This is a genomic window from Methylobacterium carpenticola, from assembly GCF_042748905.1.
GTDB lineage: Bacteria > Pseudomonadota > Alphaproteobacteria > Rhizobiales > Beijerinckiaceae > Methylobacterium > Methylobacterium carpenticola.
Genome location: NZ_JBHZEO010000001.1, coordinates 3,290,580 through 3,309,629, shown reverse-complemented (window position 1 = coordinate 3,309,629; position 19,050 = coordinate 3,290,580). Strand labels below are relative to the sequence as shown.

At 71.2% G+C, this 19,050-nt stretch carries 14 protein-coding genes; 5 read left to right on the top strand and 9 right to left on the bottom strand.

All coding sequences use genetic code 11. From position 1 onward, the window contains the following. Nucleotides 1–68: 68 nt before the first annotated feature. Nucleotides 69–653, bottom strand: coding sequence for a hypothetical protein (locus ACE101_RS15560; RefSeq protein ID WP_379131052.1), 585 nt, complete (start codon nt 651–653; stop codon nt 69–71). Then, the gene (locus ACE101_RS15555) at nt 650–997 is read right to left on the bottom strand and encodes a hypothetical protein (protein ID WP_379131049.1); all 348 of its coding nucleotides are present in this window, start codon (nt 995–997) and stop codon (nt 650–652) included. The genes ACE101_RS15560 and ACE101_RS15555 overlap by 4 nt, the downstream gene beginning before the upstream one ends. A gap of 272 nt (nt 998–1,269) precedes the next feature. Here ACE101_RS15555 and ACE101_RS15550 point away from each other — a divergent pair, with 272 nt between their 5' ends. After that, nucleotides 1,270–4,092, top strand: a complete 2,823-nt coding sequence (locus ACE101_RS15550; RefSeq protein WP_379131046.1) for a phosphoenolpyruvate carboxylase — start codon at nt 1,270–1,272, stop codon at nt 4,090–4,092. Nucleotides 4,093–4,137: 45 nt separating this feature from the next. Beyond that, the gene (locus ACE101_RS15545; RefSeq protein WP_379131044.1) at nt 4,138–5,067 is read left to right on the top strand and encodes a glutaminase; all 930 of its coding nucleotides are present in this window, start codon (nt 4,138–4,140) and stop codon (nt 5,065–5,067) included. Between the two features lie 96 nt (nt 5,068–5,163). Here ACE101_RS15545 and ACE101_RS15540 read toward each other — a convergent pair whose 3' ends face one another. Continuing rightward, nucleotides 5,164–5,358 carry a DUF2735 domain-containing protein gene (locus ACE101_RS15540; RefSeq protein WP_379131041.1) on the bottom strand — a complete coding sequence of 65 codons (195 nt, stop codon included), beginning with the start codon at nt 5,356–5,358 and terminating at the stop codon, nt 5,164–5,166. Nucleotides 5,359–5,811: 453 nt separating this feature from the next. Here ACE101_RS15540 and ACE101_RS15535 point away from each other — a divergent pair, with 453 nt between their 5' ends. Then, nucleotides 5,812–6,849, top strand: a complete 1,038-nt coding sequence (locus ACE101_RS15535) for a glutamine synthetase beta-grasp domain-containing protein (protein ID WP_379131038.1) — start codon at nt 5,812–5,814, stop codon at nt 6,847–6,849. A 253-nt stretch (nt 6,850–7,102) separates the two neighbouring features. Here the strand turns inward: ACE101_RS15535 and ACE101_RS15530 are convergent, their stop codons facing one another. Then, nucleotides 7,103–7,984: a YihY/virulence factor BrkB family protein gene (locus ACE101_RS15530; RefSeq protein ID WP_379131036.1), complete on the bottom strand. Its 882-nt coding sequence runs from the start codon at nt 7,982–7,984 to the stop codon at nt 7,103–7,105. 143 nt (nt 7,985–8,127) lie between these two features. On the opposite strand from ACE101_RS15530, the gene ACE101_RS15525 reads away from it, so the two are divergent. Both ACE101_RS15525 and ACE101_RS15520 read left to right on the top strand, forming a co-directional pair. Continuing rightward, on the top strand, nt 8,128–9,015 hold the full coding sequence (locus ACE101_RS15525) for a DMT family transporter (protein ID WP_379131034.1): 888 nt from the start codon (nt 8,128–8,130) through the stop codon (nt 9,013–9,015). A 114-nt stretch (nt 9,016–9,129) separates the two neighbouring features. After that, nucleotides 9,130–10,812: an acyl-CoA dehydrogenase family protein gene (locus ACE101_RS15520; protein WP_379131032.1), complete on the top strand. Its 1,683-nt coding sequence runs from the start codon at nt 9,130–9,132 to the stop codon at nt 10,810–10,812. Nucleotides 10,813–10,905: 93 nt separating this feature from the next. Here the strand turns inward: ACE101_RS15520 and ACE101_RS15515 are convergent, their stop codons facing one another. The 5 genes from ACE101_RS15515 to ACE101_RS15495 all read right to left on the bottom strand — a co-directional run bounded on the left by ACE101_RS15515 (nt 10,906) and on the right by ACE101_RS15495 (nt 18,964). Continuing rightward, entirely contained in the window at nt 10,906–11,391 is a 486-nt protein-coding gene (locus tag ACE101_RS15515) for a BLUF domain-containing protein (RefSeq protein ID WP_379131029.1), read from the bottom strand. A gap of 13 nt (nt 11,392–11,404) precedes the next feature. Beyond that, nucleotides 11,405–13,768, bottom strand: a complete 2,364-nt coding sequence (locus ACE101_RS15510; protein WP_379131027.1) for a bifunctional diguanylate cyclase/phosphodiesterase — start codon at nt 13,766–13,768, stop codon at nt 11,405–11,407. 681 nt (nt 13,769–14,449) lie between these two features. Continuing rightward, nucleotides 14,450–17,869, bottom strand: coding sequence for an acyl-[ACP]--phospholipid O-acyltransferase (locus tag ACE101_RS15505; protein WP_379131024.1), 3,420 nt, complete (start codon nt 17,867–17,869; stop codon nt 14,450–14,452). 78 nt (nt 17,870–17,947) lie between these two features. Beyond that, the gene (locus ACE101_RS15500; protein ID WP_379131021.1) at nt 17,948–18,223 is read right to left on the bottom strand and encodes a YiaA/YiaB family inner membrane protein; all 276 of its coding nucleotides are present in this window, start codon (nt 18,221–18,223) and stop codon (nt 17,948–17,950) included. Nucleotides 18,224–18,262: 39 nt separating this feature from the next. Continuing rightward, nucleotides 18,263–18,964, bottom strand: coding sequence for a PspA/IM30 family protein (locus tag ACE101_RS15495; protein WP_379131018.1), 702 nt, complete (start codon nt 18,962–18,964; stop codon nt 18,263–18,265). Nucleotides 18,965–19,050: the final 86 nt, after the last annotated feature.

Sequence of the window (19,050 nt, the reverse complement as noted above, 5' to 3'; positions counted from 1 at the left end):
TCATACGGTTTCCGATTGATCGCTTGGCGATGGCTGCGCGATCGCCAAGCGATCAATCGGAAACCGTATCACTCGATCGCTCCCTGCGGGAGCGTGAAGCCGTTCGGCAGGCGCGTCGGGGCGGCCGGCTGATCGGACGCCTTGTCGGTCCTGGCCTTGTCGGTCTTGGCCTTGTCGGGTTTCGCCTTGGCGGCGGCATCGCGCCGGGCCGCCGGGGCGGGCTTGACCGCGGCGACCTTCGGCGCCTCGCCGCAGCCACGGAACTGGAGCGCCGCGAGCACGCCGGCCCCGTCATCCTCCAGAATGCGCAGGGTGGGGGGCAGGCCGTCGACGCCCTCGGTCCACTTGATCGCGGCCCCGCTCTGCGCCTCCAGCCCCGCGGGCGACAGGCCGCGCCGGAGCGTGTCGAGGTCGGGGCCGTAGGCCGTCGCGGCCTTGTTGCGGATCACCACCTGGAGAACCTGCAGGTTGTCGGGCGTCAGCGGGCGCAGGGGGTTCTCCCGCGTCAGCGTTCCCCGGCGCGTGACCCAGAGCGCGACGCCCTTGGCGCTGGCATATTCCGCCGCCCGCTCGCCGCAGGCGACGGGCGCCTGTTGCGCGCCGGCGGCAGCCCCCGTCGCCAGCAGGAGGGCGAGGCCGAGCCGCAGCCTCATGCGGCATCTCCCTGATCGCGTCCCTGATCACGGGGGCGCGGCCCGTGTTCGGAGGGGTCGTGGTCGATCACCAGCGGCGTGCCGCGCGGCGGGCGCGGCCCCTGGAGCCGCTGGGGATCGAGCCGGAGCGGCACGCCGTCGGAGATCACGTCGAGTGAGGGCGCGTCGCGGTCGACCGGGCTCTTCGGCCGGGGGCCGACGGCATCGTAGAGTTCGTCCCCGCGTTCCTCGAGGATCATCTCGCGCGGGAGGCGCAGGGGCGGGCGCCGGTCCGAGGCGTGGACGATCAGCAGGACGACACCGACTGCGAGGATCACGGCCGCGACGGCCAGAAAGACGACCATTTCCGCTCTGTCCGAGGTTGCCCGCCTTCCCGCACGTGGATGTCGTCCCGGAACGGCCGGCGGGGTCCCGCCAGCGGCGCCCGCCGAATCCTCGGTTTCTCCCCCTGGTCTATCCGAAGGACGGCCGGGATTCCAGATTACTCCGGGGCGGGCGCGACGCTGCGTCTTGCGCTGCGGACCGTCTCGGCCGAAACGCAGCTGATCCGGGTTCCGGCGGAACGGACCTTGCCTTCTGCCCGGGACCGCGCCCCTTCGCTGCGACGAGTGATGCCATGTACCGGACCGAGAACAGCTCCGATCCGCAAACGCCGGAGGGCCTCGAAGCCGATCTCCTGGCCCTCGTGGAGCAGACGCGCCAGCAGGCGAGCGAGGATCCCTTCCGCAACCCGGTGCTCACCGTCGCCCTGGCGATCAGCCGACGGATGGACCGGGGCGAGGTGACGGAGGCCGATCTCGACGGCCTGTTCGCCGGCCTGCGGCTCCAGGCCCTGGAGGAGCGGGCCGCGCGCCTGCGCGCCTATGTGGGGCTGGAGGCGGAGGCGGGCGAGGATCTCGCCGGGGCGGCGCCCCTCGTCTTCGGCGAGGGCAGTGATTTCGAGGCCGTGCGGGCGCGCATCGAGCGTCCGCGCTTCGCCGCGGTCTTCACCGCCCATCCGACCTTCGGCATGCCGAAGGCCGTGGCGCATCTGCTCGCCGAGGCCGCCTCGACCCCCGCGCCCGAATCCCGCCGCGAGCTGCTGGCGCAGGCCGCCGCCCTGTCCTCGCGGCCCGATCCGGTCATCACCCTCAACGACGAGTTCGATCAGGCCCGCTTCTCGGTCCAGCACGGGCGCGCCGCCCTCGACGCCCTCAACGAGGCCCTGCTGCGCGCCGCCCGCGAGCGCTGGCCCGATCATTGGCACGCCCTGGTGCCCCAGCCCGTGGTGCTCGCCTCCTGGGTGGGCTGCGACACGGACGGGCGCACCGATATCGGCTGGTGGGACACCCTGCGCTACCGGCTCGAATCGAAGCGCACGCAATTCGAGCGGGTGCTGGCTCAGCTCCCCGACGATCCGGCGGCGCAGCCGGTGCGCCGCCTCGCCGAGGGCGCCCGCGACGCGGTGGCGCGCCAGCTCGCGGTGGCGCCCAAGCTCGGGGATGATCCGAGCCTCGACACGGTCCATCGCTTCGCCCTGGCGCTGATCATCGAGCGGGAGCGCGCGCAGACCGAGGCCGGGCCGCTCATCGCCGCGCTCGGCACGGCCATCGCGGAGGCGGGAGACGAGGAGGCGCGGCTGAAGCTCTGCGTGCTGCGCGCCGGCTGCGCCGCCCACGGCCTCCAGAACGGGCTGCCGCATTTCCGGCTCAACGCCTCGCAGGTGCACAATGCGGTGCGCCGCACCCTCGACCGGGACGGGGATCCGACCGACCCGGCCCAGCGCCGCTCGCACCTCGCCTCCATCAACGAACTCCTCGACCACGTCGAGGCGGTGCCGGTGGATTTCGGGGCGCTCGCCGCCGAGCGGGCCTCCGCCGCCCGTCTGATGATGACGATCGCCCAGATCCTCAAGCACGTGGACGGCACCCATCCGGTCCGCTTCCTGATCGCCGAGACCGAGACCGGCTACACCCTGCTCGCCGCCCTCTGGCTCGCCGAGCATTTCGGCATCGGCGATAGGGTCGAGATCACGCCACTCTTCGAGACCGCCTCGGCCCTCGAGCAGGGGGTCCACGTCATCGAGGACGCCCTGCGCTCGCCCCACTGGCGGCGCTACCTGCGGCGCATCGGCCGCCTCGTCCTGCAATTCGGCTACTCGGATTCCGGGCGCTACGTCGGCCAGCTCGCCGCCACCTTCTGGATCGAGCGGCTGCGCCTGCGCATCACCGAGATGATGGTGCAGAACGGATTGTCGGACGTCGAGCTCGTCGTCTTCGACACGCATGGTGAATCGATCGGCCGCGGCGCCCATCCGGCGAGCCTCAAGGACCGGCTCGCCTACCTCGCGCCGAGCCATGCCCGCCGGCGCAACCGCGAGGCCGGCCTCAAGGTGCGGCTCGAATCGAGCTTCCAGGGCACGGACGGCTACCTGCTGTTCGGCTCAAGGTCGCTCGCCCGCGCCACGGTGCTGCGCATCGTCGAGCACGTCTTCGCGGCGGGCGATCCGCCGGACGACCCGATCTACGCCGAGCCGGACTTCGCCACCGAGTTCTTCACCGGCGTGCGCCAGGACATGGGGACGCTCGTCGACGATCCGGGCTACGCGGCCCTGCTCGGCACCTTCGGCCCGAACCTCATCGACCGCACCGGCTCGCGGCCGGTGGCACGCCAGTCGGATGCGGGCGGGCCGGTCGCCATCACCCATCCGCGCCAGATCCGGGCGATCCCCAACAACGCGATCCTCCAGCAACTCGGCTTCCTGGCGAACTCGATGCACGGCATCGGCCGCGCCGCCGCCCGGGCGCCGGACCTGTTCCGCGACATGCGCACCCAGTCGGAGCGCTTCGGGCGCGCCTTCAGCCTCGTCCAGCACGCCGCCGCGGTGAGCGACCTCGACGTGCTGCGCGCCTACGTGGAGACCCTCGATCCCGGCATGTGGCTGGAGCGGGCGCGGCGGGCCACCCGTGACGGACGGCGCGAGGAGATCATCGCCATCGCGACCGCCCTCGACCGGCTCAACCTCGCCCCGCGCCTGCGCCGCCTGTTCGGCCGCCTGACCCACGACCACCTGATGCTGCACACGGTGGCGCCCGACCTCGGCGCCATGAGCCTGCGCCTGACCCTGCTCCACGCCCTGCGGCTCGCCCTGATCCACCGGATCTGGTTCCTGGCGGTGCACATCCCCGGCTTCCGGCCCCAGGGCGGCGTCACCCGCGAGATCCTGATCGAGCGCATCCTGCGCCTCGACGTGGCGGGCTGCCTCAAGGCCCTCGACGAGATCTTCCCGGTGACGCCCGACCCGACCCTCGGCCTCCATTTCGGCGAGCCGGCGGGGCCGCGCGGCGTCGGCACCTACGAGACCGAGCACCGCACCCTGTTCGAGCCGATCGGGCGGCTCTTCGCCCAGGTCCGCGAGATCAGCGGGATGATCCAGCACGAGGTCGGCGCCTTCGGCTGAGGCGTCGCGCAACCCGCCCCGTCGCGAGATCACGAGAGACGCCCCGTGCCGGACCTGTCCCGTATCGTCCACGAGATCGCCGAGGAGATGCGCGCGCGCCCCGACCGGGGTGCGGTCGCGACCTACATCCCCGAACTCGCCCGGGCCGATCCGCAGGCCTTCGGCATGGCGGTGATCGACGCGGACGGGCAGGTGGCGGTCGGGGGCGACGCCGACATGCCCTTCTCGATCCAGAGCATCTCGAAGGTGTTCACCCTGACCCTCGCGCTCGGGATGGTCGGGGACCGGCTGTGGCAGCGGGTCGGGCGCGAGCCCTCCGGCAGCCCCTTCAACTCCATCGTGCAGCTCGAATTCGAGCGCGGCATCCCCCGCAATCCCTTCATCAATGCCGGGGCGATCGCCGTCACGGATCTGATCCTGTCCCGCCACCAGCCCCGCGAGGCACTCGGCGAGATCCTGCGCTTCATGCAGTTCCTGGCGCAGGATTCCTCGATCATCATCGACGAGGCGGTGGCGGCCTCGGAGCTGCGCACGGGATTCCGCAACGCGGCGCTGGCGAATTTCATGAAGGCGCACGGGGTGATCGACAATCCGGTCGACTACACGCTCGGCGTCTATTTCCACCACTGCGCCATCGCCATGACCTGCCGGCAGCTCGCCGAGGCCGGGCGGTTCCTGGCCCATTCGGGCCTCAACCCCACGACGGGGCTTCGGGTGGTGCAGCCCGAGCGGGCGCGGCGCATCAACGCGGTGATGCTCACCTGCGGCCATTACGACGGGTCGGGCGAGTTCGCCTACCGGGTCGGCCTGCCCGGCAAGAGCGGGGTCGGCGGGGGCATCCTGGCGGTCGCGCCGGGCAAGGCCTCGATCGCCGTCTGGTCACCGGGCCTCGACGCCGCGGGCAATTCCCACCTCGGGCGCATCGCCCTGGAGGCGCTCACCAAGCGGCTCGGCTGGTCGATCTTCGGCCAGTAAGAGCGGGGCTGCGGATCGCCGGCCTCTCATGGAGAGGCGTTCTCCACGGCCAGCCCGAAGACCGCCGCGGATCCCCGGCCCGCCACCGCGGCGGCCTCACGGCTTGCGCGGGCGCTCCGCGTCCTGGATCGCGGCGTCGTGATACCAGCCGCTTCCGAAGGCTGCGTCGGCGAAGCGGAACGCATTGCGGTCCGACGTGCTCGTCTCCGGCCGGCGGCCACCCTGGCCGTCCCGTCCCCGCACGGGGAACTGATAGATCTTCGCCGTCTCGCGACGGGGTGCCGTCGTCATTGCCCCTGTCTCCTGTCCTCGGCTGCGCGTCCATGCGCCAGATGCCCAGCGAATATAACAGCGCCTGCGCACGGCTTGTACGGGCTGCTTCCAATAAAATCAGTAATTGCCCACAATATGTGCAAACTAGGCCTTGCCAAATCCATCGGCAATATTGCAGCCGCGAGATGCGCGGCTGGCCTGCTTCTCCCGCATGCCGCTGGGGCAGGGATGGTGCCCTGAACTGCGTCATCCGAGTATCGGGCGCGTCCGTTAACGATGTTCTTCATCCGGTGACACGCGCGAACGGGGAGGTCGGTTCCCGCGGCGCCCGCCGGTCCGCGGCGGCGGGAGCGCGCGGCCGGGGCGCCCCGAACTTGGCACGGCCCATGCTTTGGGTCGGGAACCTTGGTTGGCAAGGTAACTGGCAGCACCGCCTCGCGCTCCGCACGGAGCCCTGACGAGAGGCTCGAAATGACGAAGTACAAACTCGAATACATTTGGCTCGACGGGTACGCGCCTGTTCCGAACCTCCGGGGGAAGACGCAGATCAAGGAGTTCGACAGCTTCCCGACCTTGGAGCAGCTGCCGCTCTGGGGCTTCGACGGAAGCTCGACGATGCAGGCCGAGGGCTCGAGCTCGGATTGCGTGCTGAAGCCGGTGCGGGTGTTCCCCGATGCGGCGCGCACCAACGGCGTGCTGGTGCTCTGCGAGGTCATGATGCCGGACGGCACGACCCCGCACCCCTCGAACAAGCGCGCCACCATCCTGGACGACGAGGGGGCGTGGTTCGGCTTCGAGCAGGAATACTTCTTCTACAAGGACGGCCGCCCGCTCGGCTTCCCGACCACCGGCTACCCGGCGCCGCAGGGCCCCTACTACACGGGCGTCGGCTACAAGAACGTCGGTGAGGTCGCCCGCCAGATCGTCGAGGAGCACCTCGATCTCTGCCTCGCGGCCGGCATCAACCACGAGGGCATCAACGCCGAGGTGGCGAAGGGCCAGTGGGAGTTCCAGATCTTCGGGAAGGGCTCCAAGCGGGCCGCCGACGAGATCTGGATGGCGCGCTACCTGCTGCTGCGCCTCTGCGAGAAGTACGGCATCGACATCGAGTTCCACTGCAAGCCGCTCGGCGACACGGACTGGAACGGGTCGGGCATGCACTGCAACTTCTCGACCACGTTCATGCGCGAGACCGGCGGCAAGGACTATTTCGAGAAGCTGATGGCGGCCTTCGCGGATGCCCGCGAGGACCACATCGCGGTCTACGGCCCGGACAACCACATGCGGCTGACCGGCAAGCACGAGACGGCCTCGATCCACACCTTCAGCTACGGCGTGGCCGACCGCGGCGCCTCGATCCGCGTGCCCCACAGCTTCGTGAACAACGGCTACAAGGGCTATCTCGAGGATCGCCGTCCGAACTCCCAGGGCGACCCCTACCAGATCGCCTCGCAGGTTCTGAAGACGATCGCGACCGTCCCCACGAGCGCCGTCTCGGCCGCGGCGTAAGCCTCACCCATCCGACGACACGACGCGGCGGGGATGCCAGGCATCCCCGCCGTTTCCGTGTCCGGGCCGGAGCGCAGTCGAGCGCGTTCCTGCGTCGGAGCGGCGCCCACAGGAAAACGCCCGCCGCGGCGGGGGCCGGGGCGGGCGAAAGGGAGGTCTCCGTCTCGTGAGAGCCGACCATGAGCTGAGCATGGCCGCGCGAGGCCCGCATCATCCATTTGAGGGATACGCGCAGAAGTTAAGTTGCCGAGGCCTACATCAACTTGATCGTGTCCTTACGGGCCTGGGCCTTGGCCTGGAGGCGGCGGCGCCGCGCGGCGATCACCGTGCCGTTGATCTCCCCGCCGAACAGGAACATGGCGGCGAGCCAGTACAGGAAGATCAGGAAGACCATCGCGGTGGCGAGGCCGCCATAGGTCGAGGCGTAGGCGCCCGAGAAGCGGTCGAGATACATCCCGAAGCCGAGGCCGGCCAGCACCCACAGGCTCAGCGTGACGGCGACGCCGGGCAGCACCATGTGCCAGGGACGCCGCCCGGCCGCGATGAACTTGTGGGCGATCACCAGCACGAGGGCGATCAGGAAGGCGGTGAGGCTCACCCGCACCACCGCGATGGTGAGCCCGAGCGGCTCGATTCCCGGCGCGACCAGGACGAGACCGCGCCAGAACAGCGGTCCCAGCACCACCAGGAAGGTGAAGGCCAGCATCGCGAAGGCGGCGCAGACCACGTAGCCGATCGATTCGAGACGCGTGAGCCACCAGGGCCGCATCTCGCGCAGCCCGTAGGCGCGGTTGAGCCCGACCCGCAGGCTCTCGACGCCGCTCGACGAGAAGTAGAGGGCGAGCAATGCGCCCACCGTGAGGAGCCCGCCGCGCTGCTCGGTGAGCACCCGGTGCACCTCCGCGGCGACCGGCCCGGCCACCTCGCTCGGCCAGACCTCGAACAGGAGATTGCTCGCCTCGTCGGCGAGGGATTTCGAGCCGAACACGCTCGCGAGCGCCGTGAGCAGGATCAGGAAGGGGAACAGGGAGGTCAGCAGCGAGAGCGCGATGTGGCTCGCGATCGCCCAGCCGTCATGCGCGACGAAGCGCTGGGCCGCGATGGCGGCGATCTCGAGGGCGGTGCGGAGGCGCATGACGGATCAGGCTTCTACACCGGGTCCGGGCCAGGACGGGAGAAGAAATCCCGATCCCTGCGTCATGCGTTCGGAGCGGGGCCGGATACCGGCGGCGGAGGTTGCGCGGCCATCCGGCCTGTGCTGCCTGCACGGGCAGAATGATGAAGCCTGCGCCAGACGCCTCCGCCCTCGCCGCGACCCTCGCGCCGCCCGTGTTCGTCGTGATCTGGGCGACGGGATTCGTGGTCGCGCGCCTCGTGGCGCCGCATGCCGAGCCGCTCACCTTCCTGTCCCTGCGCTTCCTCGGCACGGTCGCGGTGCTCACCGGGCTCGCCCTGGCGGCCGGCGCTCCCTGGCCGGCGGGCTGGCGCGGCTGGCGCGACGCGCTCCTGGCCGGGATCCTGATGCAGGGCCTCTATCTCGGCGGGGTGTTCTGGGCGGTGAGCCGCGGCCTGCCCGCCGGCATCGCGGCCCTGGTCACCAGCCTGCAACCCCTCATGACCGCGGTGGCGGCGGGCCCGCTCCTCGGCGAGCGGGTCTCGGCCCGGCGCTGGCTCGGGATCGGCCTCGGCTTCGTCGGGGCGGGGCTGGTTCTCGCCCCGAAGCTCGGCGCGGCGGCGGATGCGATCCCGCTCGTCGCCGTCGGCGTCTGCCTCGCCGCCACCGTGTCGATCACCCTCGGCACCCTGTGGCAGAAGCGGACCGGCGGGGCCGCCGACCTGCGCACCAACGCCGCGGTGCAGTTCCTGGGGGCGGCCCTGATGACGCTGCCGCTCGCGCTCCTCCTCGAGAACGGCCGCTTCGACGCCTCGGCCCCCGCCCTGGCCGGGCTCGCCTGGGCGGTGCTGGGGCTCTCGGTGGGCGGGATCCTGATCCTGCTCGCCCTCATCCGCCGCGGCGCGGTGGCGGGCGTCGCCGCCCTGTTCTACCTCGTGCCGCCGGTCTCCGCCGCCATGGCCTTCGGGTTGTTCGGCGAGACGCTGGGCCCGGTCCAGCTCCTCGGCATGGCCGTCGCGGCGGCGGGCGTCGCGGTCGCGAGCCGGGGCTGAGCGGCCTTCCGCCAACCCCCGAAAGTCGGACAGACGCAAGGGGACCCGGCCCTCTACAAGCCGTCCCAATCGCCGCTATCATGCAGCGCACAAGATGTTTGGGAGATGAGTGCCATGTCCGCACAGGTCGCGCCCCTGACCGCCGACGCCGATCTTGTGACCCTGGCCCGCGAGGCGGCCGTCGCGGCGCGGGCTCTCGCCGCCGATGCCGGGCGCCGGGTGCGGGCGAGCGTCGTCACCCCGGAGGGCCGGCTCTCCGCCGAGAGGCTGGAGGCCGAGCAGCACGCGGCGCACGGCCTCGCGTGGCTCGCCACCTACGCGGAGGCGGTGACGCAGCTCGCCGCCTATGCGGAGCGGCTGCAGGCCGCCGGCCGGCTCGGCGAGACCGAGACGCTGCTCGTGCGCATCGGCGTCGGCGAGTATCTCGACCAGATCTTCGGCGGCATCCCGATGAGCCAGGGCGAGATGGTGCGCCCGACGACCTCCCTCGGCCTGAGCGCCGACGAGGTCGCCCGCCACCGGACCGGCGCCGTCGAGACGATGATCGCCGCGGGCAACACCCCCGCGCACCGCGCCGCCCTGGTCAAGCTGATCCGCGAGGGGCAGGGCTCCGCGACGATCGGCGATTCGGGCCTCGACGAGGACATGGAGGCGATCCGCTCCGAGATGCGCCGCTTCGGCCAGGCCGAGGTCGCCCCGCACGCCCATGAGTGGCACCGGGAGAACGCCTACATCCCCCTCGAGATCATCGGCCAGATGGCCGAGCTCGGCGTCTTCGGCCTCACCATCCCGGAGGAATACGGCGGCATGGGCCTGCCGAAGACCTCCATGTGCGTGGTCTCGGAGGAATTGTCGCGCGCCTATATCGGCGTCGGCTCCCTCGGCACCCGCGCGGAGATCGCCGCCGAGCTGATCCTCTGCGGCGGCACCGAGGAGCAGAAGCAGCGCTTCCTGCCTCGGATCGCCTCGGGCGAGATCCTGCCCACCGCCGTCTTCACCGAGCCGAATACCGGCTCCGACCTCGCCAATCTCCGCACCAAGGCCGTGCGGGAGGGCGACGTCTGGAAGGTCTACGGCAACAAGACCTGGATCACGCATCCGGTCCGCGCCGACCTGATGACGATCCTCGTGCGCACCAAGGCCGACGAGCCCGGGCATCGCGGCCTGTCGCTGCTCCTCGGCGAGAAGCCGCGCGGCGACGACGCGACCCCCTTCCCGGTCGAGGGGCTCTCGGGCGGCGAGATCGAGGTGCTCGGCTACCGCGGCATGAAGGAGTACGAACTCGCCTTCGACGGCTTCGCGGTGCCGGCCGCGAACCTGCTGGGCGAGGTCGAGGGCAAGGGCTTCGCCCAGCTCATGCAGACCTTCGAATCGGCCCGGATCCAGACCGCGGCGCGGGCCATCGGCGTGGCGCAGTCGGCCCTCGATATCGGCCTGCGCTACGCCGAGGAGCGGGTGCAGTTCGGCAAGCCGCTGGTGAGCTTCCCGCGCGTCGCCGACAAGCTCGCCATGATGGCGGTGGAGATCGCCATCGCGCGCCAGCTCACCTACTACGCGGCGCATCAGAAGGACGAGGGCAAGCGCTGCGACCTGGAGGCGGGCATGGCCAAGCTGCTCGGCGCCCGCGTGGCCTGGGCGGCGGCCGACAACGCCCTGCAGATCCACGGCGGCAACGGCTTCGCGCTGGAATACCAGATCAGCCGCGTGCTCTGCGACGCCCGCATCCTCTCGATCTTCGAGGGCGCCGCCGAGATCCAGGCCCAGGTGATCGCCCGCCGGCTGCTCGAAGCGCAGTGAGGCCGGCCCGGCGGGGCGGAATCATCCGCTCCCGCGCGGCGTCGCGCATCGTGGGGTGAGGGAGCGGTCCGAGGCGGAGCGCGGGAGACCCGCTCACGGGCGGGAGAGGGACGCTCGCGCCGTGGCGGCTGCCTCGCCTTCAGCCTGACTTGCGGCCCGCGCCGCCCCGGCGGTGAGCAGCGAGCGCATCAGGTTGATGGTCGCGTGGGCGGAGGCCCCGTCCGCGCCGATCTCGATCAGCCGCGTCGGCAGGAGGGCGTCGAGGTCGTGCCCGACCCGGATATGCGTCATCGACCAGGACCCGAACATCCGGCCCTCCGCCTGGGTGAGTTCGAGCAGCTCCACGCGCCGATGGCGCAGGTCGCAGCAGATCCGCTCGAAGGTCGCCTCGATCGCCGGCAGCGGGCCCTCCAGAACCTGGACGATCAGGCCGCGCACGTAGAGCAGCGCCCCGGTCAGCTCCGCGGCGGCGTTGCGCGCCTCGGATTCCGCGACGATGGCGTCGATCTGGTGCCGGACCGCGGTCTCGCTGCCCGGAAGGGTGATCTCGCTGCGGTAGAGCAGGCGGTGCAGAGGCATGTCTCTCGCTCCCTCAGGCGGTCGCGGCCAGCGGGGCCGGATCGCGCAGCACCGCTGCGATCCGATCCGGCGGCACCGGCCTGCTGAACAGGTATCCTTGCAGCTGATCGCAGCCCTCGGCGGCGACGAAGCGCGACTGCTGGTCGGTCTCGACGCCCTCGGCCGTCGTCTTGATGCCGAGGCTCGCCCCGAGCATCGCGATCGCCCGCACGATCGCGGCGCTCTCCTTGTCCTGCGGCGTCTGGCGCACGAAGGACTGGTCGATCTTGATCTTGTCGAAGGGGAAACGGCGCAGGTAGCTCAGGGACGAGTAGCCGGTGCCGAAATCGTCCATCGAGACCCGCACGCCCAGGCTGCGGATCTCCTGCAGGATGGCGAGCGCCCGCTGCTCGTCCTGCAACAGGGTGCCCTCCGTGATCTCCACCTCCAGGCGCGCGGCCGGGAGCCCGGTCTCGTCGAGGATGCTCCGGATCATGGAAGCGAGCCGGGCATCCCGGAACTGGACCGGCGAGAGATTGACGGCCACGGTGAGATGGCCGGGCCAGTGCAGCGCCTCGGCGCAGGCCGTGCGCAGCACCCACTCGCCGAGCGCGATGATCAGACCGGTCTCCTCCGCGAGCGGGACGAACTCTCCCGGCGAGACGAGGCCGCGCTCGGGATGATGCCAGCGCAGCAGGGCCTCGGCCCCGTCGTAGCGGCCACTGCGCGCATCGACCTGGGGCTGGTAGTAGAGGTCGAATTCCTGCCGGGCGATGGCGCGGCGCAGGTCGAGTTCGAGGGAGCGCCGGGCCTGCATGCGGGCGTTCATCTCGCTCTCGAACATCCGGTAGCGGCCGCGCCCGTCCTCCTTGGCCCCGTACAGGGCGAGGTCGGCGTTGCGCATCAGCTGCTCGGGACTCGCCCCGTCCTGGGGCGCCAGGGCGACGCCGATGCTCGCCCCGATGTCGAGGATGTGCCCGTCGATGATGAAGGGACGGCCGAGCAGGTCGATCACGCGCTCCGCGAAGGGCTGGATCGCGCCGAGATCGGTCGCGCCCGGCCGCAGGATCGCGAACTCGTCGCCGCCGAGGCGCGCCACCAGATCGTCCTCGCCGATGGCGCGGCGCAGCCGCCCGGCGACCCGCCGGAGCAGCTCGTCGCCCATGCCGTGGCCGAGGGTGTCGTTGACCGCCTTGAAGCGGTCGAGGTCGAGGAGGAGCAGCGCGAAGGCGCCGGCCTCCTTGCGGCGGGCGGCGTGGCACTCCGCGAGCGCCGTCGTGAAGCTCAGGCGGTTGGCGAGGCCCGTGAGGGCATCGTGATGAGCGAGGTGGTGCATCGCCGCCTCCGCCCGCAGCCGCTCGCGCTGGTCGCGCACGGCGATGACTGTGTGCACCTTGGCATCGATGGTGATGCTCTGCGCGATGACCCGCACCGGAATCTCGGCCGCCACGCCGTCGCGCAGCGTCGCGTCGATCTCGTGGCTGGAAGGGATGAGGGAGACGGACAGGCCGGGCAGCAGCTGGTCGATGGGGCGGCCCAGCACGGTCTCGCGCGACTGGCCAAGCACCCGCTCGAGGCTGCGGTTGACGCCCGCCACGGTGTCGCGATCGCAGATCAGCAGGCCCTCGACCGCGATGTCGGAGAGGTCGCGCAGGCGCTGGTGCTCCGCGGCGAGCCGCCGCCGGTTCAGCATCTGCAGGCGCAGCGCTGCGAGCGCCGCCCCGACGATCAGGAGGGCGGCATTGGCGGTGAGCACCGCCACCACGGTCGCGTCGAGGGCACCCTCCGGGATCGCGACGGCCGGATCATAGGTCAGCCGGATCGCGCTCATCCCGATGAAATGCGTGCTGCACACGGCGAGCGAGAGCGCGGGGGGCGCGAGATCGCGCTGGAGGCGCGACCGGGAGAAGGCGAGCGCCATCGCCAGCATCGTGAAGGCGATGCCCGAGAGGATCGAGACGGTGACCCGGACGGGCTCCCAGCTGACGGTGCCCTGGACCCGGTAGGCCGCCATCCCGGTATAGTGCATCGCCGCGATGGCGATGCCGATGATCAGGCCGCCCGCGATGCCCCCGAGGCGGCTGGGCGCCGCCACGACGACCAGCGCGCCCAGGCTCACCAGCAGCACGGCGAGCAGGAAGGAGGCCGCCGTTGCCAGGAGGTCGAAGCCGAAGGCCATCCCCGGATCGAAGGCCAGCATGGCGATGAAATGCGTGGCCCAGATCGCCGAACTCGTCGTGAGGACCGCGCCCATCACCCAGAGGATCCGCTTCCCGGGGCGGAACCACTGCCGGCCGAGGGCGAAGGTGGAATAGGACCCGAGGGCGCAGATGACGGCCGCGACGGCAACGAGGCGCAGGTCGTGCTGCTGCGTGAGGCAGGCGAGAAAATCCGTCATCAAGGATCTCGGTTCCGGGCTGGAATCGGCGGAGCACAATCACTCGTGCGGTCCGGGAACTCCTGTGTGCCCGTGACACTTGCACGCCCGACATTACCTGGCGGTTCATGCCAGGTACGACCAGATCATTCGCCCGCGATGATCGTTCTCGATGCGGGTCATCCCTAATTGAGCGTGAACCGGTGCCGCTACGCCCGGTCGATCATCGTTCGTGGCGAAGTGGTATTCTCTCGGTGAATCGCGCGGCGGGATTCGATGGGCCGCTGTGCGGATTCTGATCCAGAGGTTGTTTTACCATGCAGCAATCTCATGTTTGAGTTGTGTGCGGCGGTCTCGGGTCGAGCGCTTCCGCGACGCGATCACGGCGCCCTTGGCGCGCCACCACTCACATGCTGAGCGCCCGCTACCCGGCTGCGTCGATTCTTGACGGATGAACGCCACGACGGACCGCACGAGCCTCCTTGTGGATCTGGCGGGTGGGTTCCGATCCAGGCGCGGGAACCCCTCCCCCGAGCGGGCCGGCGGATTCACGGAACGCAAAACAACGCAGAGACAGTCGCTTGTGTCGGGGCGGCATCGGTGCCGGGGCGGCGAATGGATGCGCCGAGCGGCAGCGCGTCTTGGGAGTGAACACAATCAACGCGTGATACGGTTTCCGGAAGATCACTTTCGGAAACCGTATCACTCCGCTGCCTCGGGCAGGCTGGCGCGGCTGCGGGCGAGCTGCGTCACCGCGGCGAAATCCGTCTTGCCGGAGCCGAGCTGCGGCAGCCGGTCGACGACGAGGATCTCGGCCGGCACCGCCAGCTCGCTTGTGCCCTTCGCGCGGGCATGGGCCAGGAAGGCGGCCCGGCTGGCGTCGCGCTGCTCGGTCACCAGGACCAGCCGCTCGCCCTTGCGGGCATCCGGGACGGCGGCGACCGCCGAGGCCGCGCCGGGCCACAGCTCGGCGGCCATCGCCTCCACCGCCGCGAGCGAGACCATCTCGGCCCCGACCTTGGCGAAGCGCTTGGCGCGGCCCTTGATGGTGACGAAGCCGTCCGGGTCGATCGTCACGATGTCGCCGGTGTCGTGCCAGCCCTCGGCCGGCGGCTCCAGCACACCGGGCTTCTCCGCCCGCAGGTAGCCCAGCATCACGTTCGGGCCGCGCACGAACAGCCGTCCGCCCTCCGTCACGCCCGGCACGGGTTCGAGGCGCGCCTCCATGCCCGGCATGATGCGGCCGACCGTGCCGAAACGGTTGAACATCGGCGTGTTGAGGGCGAGCACCGGCGCGGTCTCGGTGACGCCGTAGCCTTCGAGGATGCGCAGGCCGAACTTCTCCGCGTAGGTGCGGCGGGTCGCATCCTTCACCGGCTCGGCGCCCGCCAGGATGTAGCGCAGCGAGCGGAAGTCGTAGGGGTGGGCCGCCCGGGCATAGCCCGTCAGGAAGGTGTCGGTGCCGAACAGGATGGTGGCGTTCGAGCCGTAGACCAGCTCCGGCACCACCCGGTAATGGAGCGGGGAGGGGTAGAGATAGACCGGCACCCCCGAGACGAGGGGCAGCACGAGGCCCACCGTCAGGCCGAAGGAGTGGAACACCGGCAGGACGTTGAAGACCTTGTCGGTGCGGCCGAAATCGATGCGGGCCTGGGCCTGGGCGGCATTGGCCAGCATGTTGCGGTGGGACAGGACCACGCCCTTCGGCAGGCCCTCGCTGCCCGAGGTGAACAGGATCGCGGCCGGGTCGTCGGGGCGGCGGACGGCGAGGGGCCGGCGCCAGTGCAGGAAGCCGCCGAGCTTGGCGAGGAGCCCGATCCGCCCGCGCACGTCCTCCAGATAGACGATGCGCAGGCTCGGGGAGAGGCCGGCGACCAGGGCGTCGAGCCGCCCCTTCTCCACGAAGGCCCGCGAGGTGACGAGGGTCTCCACCTCCGCCGCCTTGCAGGCGCTGAGGATGGTCGCGGCCCCCGCCGTGAAGTTGATCATCGCGGGCACGCGGCCGGCCGACATCAGGCCGAGCACGGTGACGGCGGCGGCGTTGGCGTTGGGCAGCATCACGCCGATGGCCCGGCCCTCCGGCGCCAGGGGCGCGAGCCGGCCCCCGAGCACCCGCGCCCCGACGAGGAGGCGGCGATAGGTGAGGGAGCCCGCGACCGGATCCTCGACGGCGACGCGGCCGGTGCCCTCGCGCAGGGCCGCGTCGACCACGGCGTCGAAGACGGTGCGGTCGATCGGTGCCGTGCGGAAGATCAGGTCCGACATGATCCCGTAGAGCGCGGCCCCGGCGGCCTGCCGGCGCCGCTTGCCCTTCAGCGCCGGATCGACGGCGAGGCGCACCGGCTCCAGCACGGTCACGGTGATCTTCGGCCACCATTGCCGGCGCACCTGCGCCCGCGAGAGGCGCGAGAACAGGGTGCGCTCCGGCCCGTCGATCTTCACCGGCACCACCAGGGCGCCGGACTTGTCGGCGATCAGCCCCGCCCCGTCATAGACCTTCATCAGGCTGCCGGTGACGGTGAGCCGCCCCTCGGGGAAGATGATCAGCGTCTCGCCCCCCTTCACGGCGTTGATCAGGCGGCGGGTCGCCATCGGCTTGGTCGGGTCGAGGGGCAGGGCCTTGGTGAGCCACAGGAACGGCTTCACCCACCAGCGCTGCGCGATGGTGTGGTCGATGGCGAAGGTCGGCTCCCGCTCGGTGAGGGTGAGCGCGAGGCCGCCGTCGAGGAAGCTGACGTGGTTGAGGGCGATGATGGCGTTGGGGCCCGCCTTCTCGAGGTTCTCGAGGCCCCGCACCTCCATGCGGTAGAAGGCCCGGAACAGGATCGACAGGAAGTCCCGGAAGGCGCTGGTCGGCAGCACGGCGAGGATCGCGATCCCGGCCGCGAGATTGGCCAGCGCGACGACGAGGAACAGGCCGCCTCCCGAGAGGCCCGCCTTCTGGAGCGCCGCGAGGCCGACGGCGCCGAGCACGATGAGCGCGGCCGAGAGCACGTTCGAGGCGGCGATCACCCGGGCGCGGTACGCCTTCGGGGTCCAGGCCTGGAGCGCCGCGAAGGAGGGCACGATGAACAGCCCGGCCGCGGCGGCGAGCAGCGCGAAATCCACCGCGATCCGCACGCCCTCGAAGCGCGACAGGAAGGGGATCGCCGAGAGCGGGGCCGCGGGCGGGGTCGCCTGCGCGGCCACCGCCGCGAGATCGAGGGAGACGAGGCCCATGATCAGGGCCGCGATCGGGGTCGGCAGGACCACGATGCGCCCGGCGCAGAGCCAGGAGGCGAGGCCGGAGCCGGCGGCGACCCCCACCGAGAACAGGGCCAGCATGGTGGTGACGACGCTCTCGTCGCCCCCGAAGGTCCCCTTCACCACGGCGGGCAGGAGGGCCAGCACCACCGCGCCGACGAGCCAGAACCAGCTCGTGATCAGCCCGGTGCGCCACAGGCGCGCATCCGCGTAGAGGTCGCGCACCAGGCCCGCGGTGGAGCGCAGGACGTTGCGGTCCACCACGAGGTGCGGCGCCGCCTCGCCGGTCGCGGGGATCAGCAGGCTCGCGGCCCAGCACAGCACCGCGAAGCCCATGACGAGCCCGCCGAACACCGAGGGACCGCCATGCGTGACCGCGAGCCCCCCCGCGATGGTGCCGCCCAGGATCGCCAGGAAGGTCGCCGCCTCGATGAGCGCGTTGCCGGCGGGCAGCTCGGTGCGGGCGAGGTGGTCGGGCAGGATGCCGTACTTGATCGGCCCGAACAGGGCCGCGATGGCGCCGAACATCACCAGCGCCACGAACAGGACGGGCACCGAGGCGAGGAAGAAGCCGAGCACCGCGACGCCGGCCGCCGCGATCTCCGCCGCCTTGAGGCGGCGGGTCAGCCACGCCTTGTCGTGCCGGTCGGCCAACTCGCCCCCGAGCCCGGACAGGAAGAAGAAGGGCGCGATGAAGGCCGCGCCCGCGAGCGTGACCAGCGCGGCCGAGCCGCCATCCGCCCCGCCGCCCGCGCCCCCGACCCCGAACAGGATCAGGAACACCAGCGCGTTCTTGAGGAAGTTGTCGTTGAAGGCCGAGAAGAACTGGCACCAGAACAGCGGCGCGAAGCGCCGCGTGGCCATCAGCGATCCGGACATGAACGGAACCTCGATCGGTTGGGGTCAGCCGAGAGACCGGCGCCGGTGGGAGGTGTGGGCGGCCGGCACCTTAGCAGCTCATTCCTTGCTCATCTCCATCAGCAGGCGCTCGGCCCGGGCATCCTCGATGCGGTTGAGCATCCGCTTGCTCTCGTGGACGTCGCGGACGGTCTTGACCATCGTGATGCACGACTGGACCAGCATCACCACGCCCATGGCGAGGTAGCCCTTGATCCAGAGGTCGAGGGGCAGGAACAGGATGCCGCCTCCCACCATGGTGGCGGAGCCGAGGAAGGAGGCGTAGGTGAAGGCCACCCAGGCGGAGGTATGCTGGGGCGCGGGTTGCGTGTTCATCGGATGAAACGTCCTTCGGCGGGCTATAATGTGGCGGGATCAGGCGGTTGCGGCCGGGGCGGCGGCCTTGGCGCGCAGGCGCTCCATCACGCCGACCGCGCTGGGCTTGGTGCGGGGGCCGAAGCCCGCCTCTTCGAGCCGCTCGGCGATGCCGGTGGGCCCGGCCGCGTCGAGGGCCGCGAGGGCGTCGGCGGCCGCAGCCTCGCCGGCCTGCCGCTCGCGCAGGCGGCGCAGGGTGGCCTGCGCCTCGGCCAAGGCCGCCGCGGCGCCGGGCGCACCCTCGCCGCGCCGCAGGCGCAGGCGGCGCACCGCCTCGGCGGCCTCCGCGAGGCGCCGGCCGCGTTCCAGCTCGGCGAATTGCCGTCCGCCCTCGCGCACGCTGCGCCGCAGGGCCTCGACCTCCCCGGCGAAGGCCGCGCGGACCTCGCGCAGGGCCGCCAGATCCGCCTCCAGGCCGGCGATCGCCTCGGCGGCCTCGCCCGCCAAGTCTTCACGCCCGGCCGCCAGGGCCGCGACCGCGCGCTGCTCCAGGTCGGCGAGCTTGGCGCCGAGCGTCGCCTCGCGCTGAGCGTCGGCGCCCTGCTGCGCCATCGCGCGGGCGAGCGCCCGGCGGCTGTCCTCCAGGGCGGACGCGGCCTCGCGGATCTGCTGGTCGAGGAGGGGAAGGGCGTTCTGATCGATGATGTCCTCGCAGGCCCGCGCGGCGGCGCCGCGGGCGAGGGTGGCGAAGATCCGGAGCATCGGAGACCTCATGAACGTTGTTCACGATCTCACGCTCCCACGTCTGTGAACGATGTTCAAGCGCATTTTTGAACGTCGTTCACGCC

What these genes read in the sequence shown, in the direction of transcription:
- ACE101_RS15560 (WP_379131052.1), bottom strand. Translation starts at nt 653, where the DNA reads ATGAGGCTGCGGCTCGGCCTCGCCCTCCTGCTGGCGACGGGGGCTGCC.
- ACE101_RS15505 (WP_379131024.1), bottom strand. Translation starts at nt 17,869, where the DNA reads ATGTCCGGATCGCTGATGGCCACGCGGCGCTTCGCGCCGCTGTTCTGG.
- ACE101_RS15515 (WP_379131029.1), bottom strand. Translation starts at nt 11,391, where the DNA reads ATGCCTCTGCACCGCCTGCTCTACCGCAGCGAGATCACCCTTCCGGGC.
- ACE101_RS15540 (WP_379131041.1), bottom strand. Translation starts at nt 5,358, where the DNA reads ATGACGACGGCACCCCGTCGCGAGACGGCGAAGATCTATCAGTTCCCC.
- ACE101_RS15555 (WP_379131049.1), bottom strand. Translation starts at nt 997, where the DNA reads ATGGTCGTCTTTCTGGCCGTCGCGGCCGTGATCCTCGCAGTCGGTGTC.
- ACE101_RS15520 (WP_379131032.1), top strand. Translation starts at nt 9,130, where the DNA reads ATGTCCGCACAGGTCGCGCCCCTGACCGCCGACGCCGATCTTGTGACC.
- ACE101_RS15550 (WP_379131046.1), top strand. Translation starts at nt 1,270, where the DNA reads ATGTACCGGACCGAGAACAGCTCCGATCCGCAAACGCCGGAGGGCCTC.
- ACE101_RS15495 (WP_379131018.1), bottom strand. Translation starts at nt 18,964, where the DNA reads ATGCTCCGGATCTTCGCCACCCTCGCCCGCGGCGCCGCCGCGCGGGCC.
- ACE101_RS15525 (WP_379131034.1), top strand. Translation starts at nt 8,128, where the DNA reads ATGAAGCCTGCGCCAGACGCCTCCGCCCTCGCCGCGACCCTCGCGCCG.
- ACE101_RS15500 (WP_379131021.1), bottom strand. Translation starts at nt 18,223, where the DNA reads ATGAACACGCAACCCGCGCCCCAGCATACCTCCGCCTGGGTGGCCTTC.
- ACE101_RS15530 (WP_379131036.1), bottom strand. Translation starts at nt 7,984, where the DNA reads ATGCGCCTCCGCACCGCCCTCGAGATCGCCGCCATCGCGGCCCAGCGC.
- ACE101_RS15510 (WP_379131027.1), bottom strand. Translation starts at nt 13,768, where the DNA reads ATGACGGATTTTCTCGCCTGCCTCACGCAGCAGCACGACCTGCGCCTC.
- ACE101_RS15535 (WP_379131038.1), top strand. Translation starts at nt 5,812, where the DNA reads ATGACGAAGTACAAACTCGAATACATTTGGCTCGACGGGTACGCGCCT.